This window comes from Flavobacterium sp. ACAM 123, assembly GCF_000264055.1.
Classification (GTDB): Bacteria; Bacteroidota; Bacteroidia; order Flavobacteriales; family Flavobacteriaceae; genus Flavobacterium.
In genome coordinates this window covers 1-4,020 of sequence record NZ_AJXL01000181.1, presented here as the reverse complement: position 1 = coordinate 4,020, position 4,020 = coordinate 1, and the positions used below count along the sequence as shown (strand labels likewise).

The window sequence follows — 4,020 nt, the reverse complement described above, 5'->3', positions numbered from 1 at the left end:
CGTTAGCGTCAAGTGTAGCGCGACGGCAAAAAAATTACAAAAAATGACAATTGAAAATTTAATAAGAGAACCTGAATTTTACTATTGGTTTTTAATTCCAACAATTATTGCTGTTTTTGTATTTACAAAGTCAATCTTAATTTTAGTTAAGAAAAGAAAATTAATAAATTGGATATTCACAATATTTGCAATCATTATAATCATCTTTTCCGAATATATACTTGGAGTAATTTTTTTCATGGATGCTTGGCCAACATATTTACCACATATCGGAATTGGTTTGGCTTTAATCATTTATGGAATACAATTTTATTTAAATAGAAAAAAATAAGCTATTAAAAACATTTTATTTATATGTAGCAGAAACAAATGGCGAAGTTTGACAGCAGAAACTATTTATAAAAATAATTCTGAAATTATCGTAAAATCAGCAGGAACGGAAAATTCTGCAAGAATTAAGGTGAATTCAAAACTTTTAATTTGGGCTAACTTAATATTCGTAATGGAAAAGCATCACAAAGAAAAAATAATTTTAAAATTTCCTAATGAAACAAAAAACATGGAAATAATTATTTTAGAAATCCCAGATATTTATAAATTTATGGACAAGGAGTTAATTGAAGAAATTCAAATTTCTGTTTCTAATTATTTATAAAAAAGAACACCAGCCGCTAATAGATAAGGGTTCGTTGGGCTTGAAAAGCCAACAATGAACCCGCGGTTGAACGGAACCGCTCTACTTCCGCCACTATGGGGATATCGATAAGCAAGTTTAGGTACTTCAAGAGGACAAAGCGTCCTCTTTTTATTTTAGCCGTAAAGTAGGCTGTTTTTATCGTGTTTTTCTTCACATCATCGCATACGTGCCCTACCCACAAAACTATTTTTTGTAGGGAGCAGCTCTTTGGCTAATGCCAAGATAGCAAGCAGGCGGTCCTCTTTGGTCAAACACCAAAATGGTGTGCAAATTTCCCGTTTTACAACATTGGCACTTTCTGATTTTCGATTCTTTGGCTACTTTTATTTGGGGCTTTACTTTTAGTTTTTCTTGTAAAATCTTTAATTTCTCTCGTTTCCAATTGCTACTCAAAAAACCATAATGCCGTATTTTTACAAAACCCTTGGGCAAAATATGAAGCGCAAAACGGCGGATAAATTCCTCGTGCGTGAGGGTCATGCTTTTGCGTTGCCCGTTCTGGCGGTAATCTTTGTAATGAAAACTTACATTTTGGTCATTTACACTTTGTATTCTATGATTACTTATGGCAATCTTGTGTGTGTATCTACCCAGATATTCCACCACCGTTTTTGGGCTTCCAAACGGCTTTTTGGCAAACACTACCCACTGTTTCTCCCAAAGTTGTTTCTTGACTCTTGTATAATTGTCAGGACTTCTCTCTTTTAGTTTCTCGCAATATTTTGCCCTGAAAACTGTAGACAACGCTTTGACTGGAAACAAAAATTTACCATCGCCTTGTATGTTTTTCCAAATGCCGTTTTTATCCACGCCACCGCTAGGCACAATGCAATGCAAGTGTGGATGCAGCGATAAATTTTGCCCCCAAGTGTGTAAAACAGCAATCATTCCAGTTTGGATTTCTTTTCTTGCTCCAAAAGTTTTTAGCGTTGCCAAAGCTGATTCGAATAACAAATTATAAACCAATCTAGGGTCATGCATCGCCAGGGGATTAATACTATCGGGCAAGGTAAAAACTACGTGGAAGTACGGAGCTGGCAAAAGTTCGCGTTGTCTAGCCTGTATCCAATCTTCTCGGTTTTTACCCTGACATTTGGGACAATGGCGGTTGCGACAAGAGTCATAGCTAATGCTGATGTTTCCGCAAGAATCGCAACCATCGATATGACCTCCCAATGCAGCAGTACGACATTTTCTTACGGCAGATAAAGTTCGTAATTGCCAAGTGTTTAGTCCTAAATTTTCAATGTTTTGCCCCAGTTTATCCAGTATATGAGCTACTTCGAGCTGCACTTATCAAACAAGGTATCAAGTGGACTAAAGGCTTTTATGGTGTCGAGTTGCGCAATTTGTAAATATTCCATCGTCGTCTCGATACTTTCATGTCCCAAGAGATTTTTTAGACTGATGATATCGAGTCCGTCCTCGAGTAAGTGTGTCGCAAACGTATGTCGAAGCGTATGCACGCAAACATCCTTAGTTATTCCTGCTGATTTACTAGCTTGCTTCACTACCCATTGTACGCCACGCTGTGAATAACGACTGTCAAAATCTCCTCCTGCTATGCCTTGCGGTTGACCGTTGAAGAGATACGTTTTAGGTTTCTCCGCTTCGATATATACTTTTAGTACCCGAATAAGGTGTTTAGATAGCGGGACTTGAGCGGTCCTTTTTTCCTTTTCCCTGAACTACTTTAAGTTGTTCACGGTCAAAATCAAGATCTTGTAAGCGTACACTTCGCGCTTCCATACAGCGTAAGCCACAACCATATAAAAGTCCTACGAGTACTTTGTGTTTGAGTAAACGGCAATTTTTTAGTAGCCGCCAAACTTCTTCTTTACTGAGTACTGTGGGGAGCTTTTTGTCGTGCTTTATAGAGGGTAAATGTAAATACTCATAAGGCAATTCTTCGGATTTAAGTAAGAATCTAAGTCCGTAAACACAGTGTTTAAAGTAGGTTTGCGAGGGTGTTTTGGATCGTTTTTGAAGTAGAAACAAGTATTCTTGTACTTGTTCTACATCTAGATCAGTGGGGATTTTACCAAAATGTAACGCCATCGCTGCTATATGTTGACCGTAGTTTCTGCAGGTGCTCTCACTTCTGCCTAGAACGGACATAGTTCGCTTAAAGCGATGAAATAATTCTGGGAAATTTGGAACTTCTGCGATAGCGCGATTGATGATGGTTACGTATTTAACTACTTCATCTTCTTTTTTTATCATTGTAATTGGTTTTATATATATTTACAAAGAACTGGTTTTTCACACAATGCACTACCGAAGGTTTAGTTCAACCCGTGCTTTGCAACATAGCTTACACGGTTGATTAATTTAATTATTTTTGTTCTCTTGGTTTTATATTGCTTAACCTTAGCATTGTTTTTGTGTCAGTTTCACTACGTAGCAAAGCACCTTCCGTTGGCAGAAAATTTTTGACCGAAGTTACCGCTGAAAAATGATCAAAAACGTAACTTATACATCATGTAACATAAAACAAGCGAATTAAAAGTAAAAATTAGTAAACCAGCGGGGCGGTACATTAACCTTAATTTTAAAAAAATTAAAAAAAACAGTACCTAAAGTTATCGTCCTATCGGTAGTCCGCATTAATATAATTGGGAAGAAATTATTTATTATGAAAAAATTAGTTTTTAAATTTTTGGGTACAATGATTATTGTAATTGTAATTTGATCATATCAAAAAGATGAAGTCACATTAAATGATAACGATAAAGTCTTAAATTATGAAAATGTGCATAATTTTGTAAAAAAAAATGTAGAAATCAATAATAAAATTATTCCTATTTTTGATAACGAAACAAAATTTAATAAAGAAATTTTGCTTAAGTACAAATCTGAAAATTGCACAAATGAAAATGAATTTAAAATAATTTTGCAAAAAGCTGGAATAATTAAATTTAATGAATTGAGCGAGTTAATTTCGCTTCAAGGTCAAAACAGTAAAAAATTCCAATCGAATAATGCAGTCTTTTTTAAATTAAAAAATCAGAACAAAATAGTCTGTTGACTAAATACGTGGATGAAGCCATAAACGAAACAGTAATTGGGTTAAATGTCAAAATCATAAAATTTAATAGGGCTAATTCTTGTGACAGTGATTATGATAGTGCTAAAGACCTTTGCAACAGAGATGTAAATCTATATGGAACCTATGCACTTATTTCATGTTTTTCAGGACCATGGACTTGTGCATTGAGTACTACACTTGTTATGATCGAAAATACAAATTGTATGTCTGATGCACTGGAAGATTTTAATGATTGCTCAAAATAACAAACAAATATGAAAAATAAATTTCAAAT

Annotated in this window: 8 protein-coding genes; 4 read left to right on the top strand and 4 right to left on the bottom strand. The window is 34.8% G+C overall.

Annotation, left to right across the window (positions count from 1 at the left end; all coding sequences use genetic code 11):
- Together A3SG_RS20380 and A3SG_RS0117805 are read left to right on the top strand one after the other, a co-directional pair.
- On the top strand, positions 1 to 331 hold a 331-nt coding region (locus A3SG_RS20380; protein ID WP_035664635.1), incomplete at its 5' end, for a hypothetical protein.
- Between the two features lie 48 nt (positions 332 to 379).
- Positions 380 to 655, top strand: coding sequence for a hypothetical protein (locus tag A3SG_RS0117805; RefSeq protein ID WP_016991349.1), 276 nt, complete (start codon positions 380 to 382; stop codon positions 653 to 655).
- 16 nt (positions 656 to 671) lie between these two features.
- On the opposite strand, the gene A3SG_RS21425 is transcribed toward A3SG_RS0117805, so the two are convergent.
- Genes A3SG_RS21425 through A3SG_RS22800 form a run of 4 tightly spaced genes read right to left on the bottom strand, consistent with a single transcriptional unit; the run spans position 672 to position 2,920 of the window.
- Positions 672 to 878 carry a hypothetical protein gene (locus A3SG_RS21425; protein WP_232226430.1) on the bottom strand — a complete coding sequence of 69 codons (207 nt, stop codon included), beginning with the start codon at positions 876 to 878 and terminating at the stop codon, positions 672 to 674.
- Between the two features lie 2 nt (positions 879 to 880).
- Positions 881 to 1,990 carry an IS91 family transposase gene (locus A3SG_RS0117800; RefSeq protein ID WP_016991348.1) on the bottom strand — a complete coding sequence of 370 codons (1,110 nt, stop codon included), beginning with the start codon at positions 1,988 to 1,990 and terminating at the stop codon, positions 881 to 883.
- The gene (locus A3SG_RS22805; RefSeq protein ID WP_255347726.1) at positions 1,975 to 2,334 is read right to left on the bottom strand and encodes a tyrosine-type recombinase/integrase; all 360 of its coding nucleotides are present in this window, start codon (positions 2,332 to 2,334) and stop codon (positions 1,975 to 1,977) included. The genes A3SG_RS0117800 and A3SG_RS22805 overlap by 16 nt, the downstream gene beginning before the upstream one ends.
- A gap of 7 nt (positions 2,335 to 2,341) precedes the next feature.
- A complete protein-coding gene (locus A3SG_RS22800) occupies positions 2,342 to 2,920 on the bottom strand; it encodes a tyrosine-type recombinase/integrase (RefSeq protein ID WP_016991347.1) in 579 nt (192 codons plus the stop codon).
- Between the two features lie 529 nt (positions 2,921 to 3,449).
- Here A3SG_RS22800 and A3SG_RS0117790 point away from each other — a divergent pair.
- Together A3SG_RS0117790 and A3SG_RS0117785 are read left to right on the top strand one after the other, a co-directional pair.
- Positions 3,450 to 3,725 (top strand): hypothetical protein, encoded by a 276-nt coding sequence (locus tag A3SG_RS0117790; protein ID WP_016991346.1) that lies wholly within the window; start codon positions 3,450 to 3,452, stop codon positions 3,723 to 3,725.
- The gene (locus A3SG_RS0117785; protein WP_016991345.1) at positions 3,722 to 3,991 is read left to right on the top strand and encodes a hypothetical protein; all 270 of its coding nucleotides are present in this window, start codon (positions 3,722 to 3,724) and stop codon (positions 3,989 to 3,991) included. Before A3SG_RS0117790 ends, A3SG_RS0117785 begins: the two co-directional genes overlap by 4 nt.
- Positions 3,992 to 4,020 lie beyond the last annotated feature (29 nt).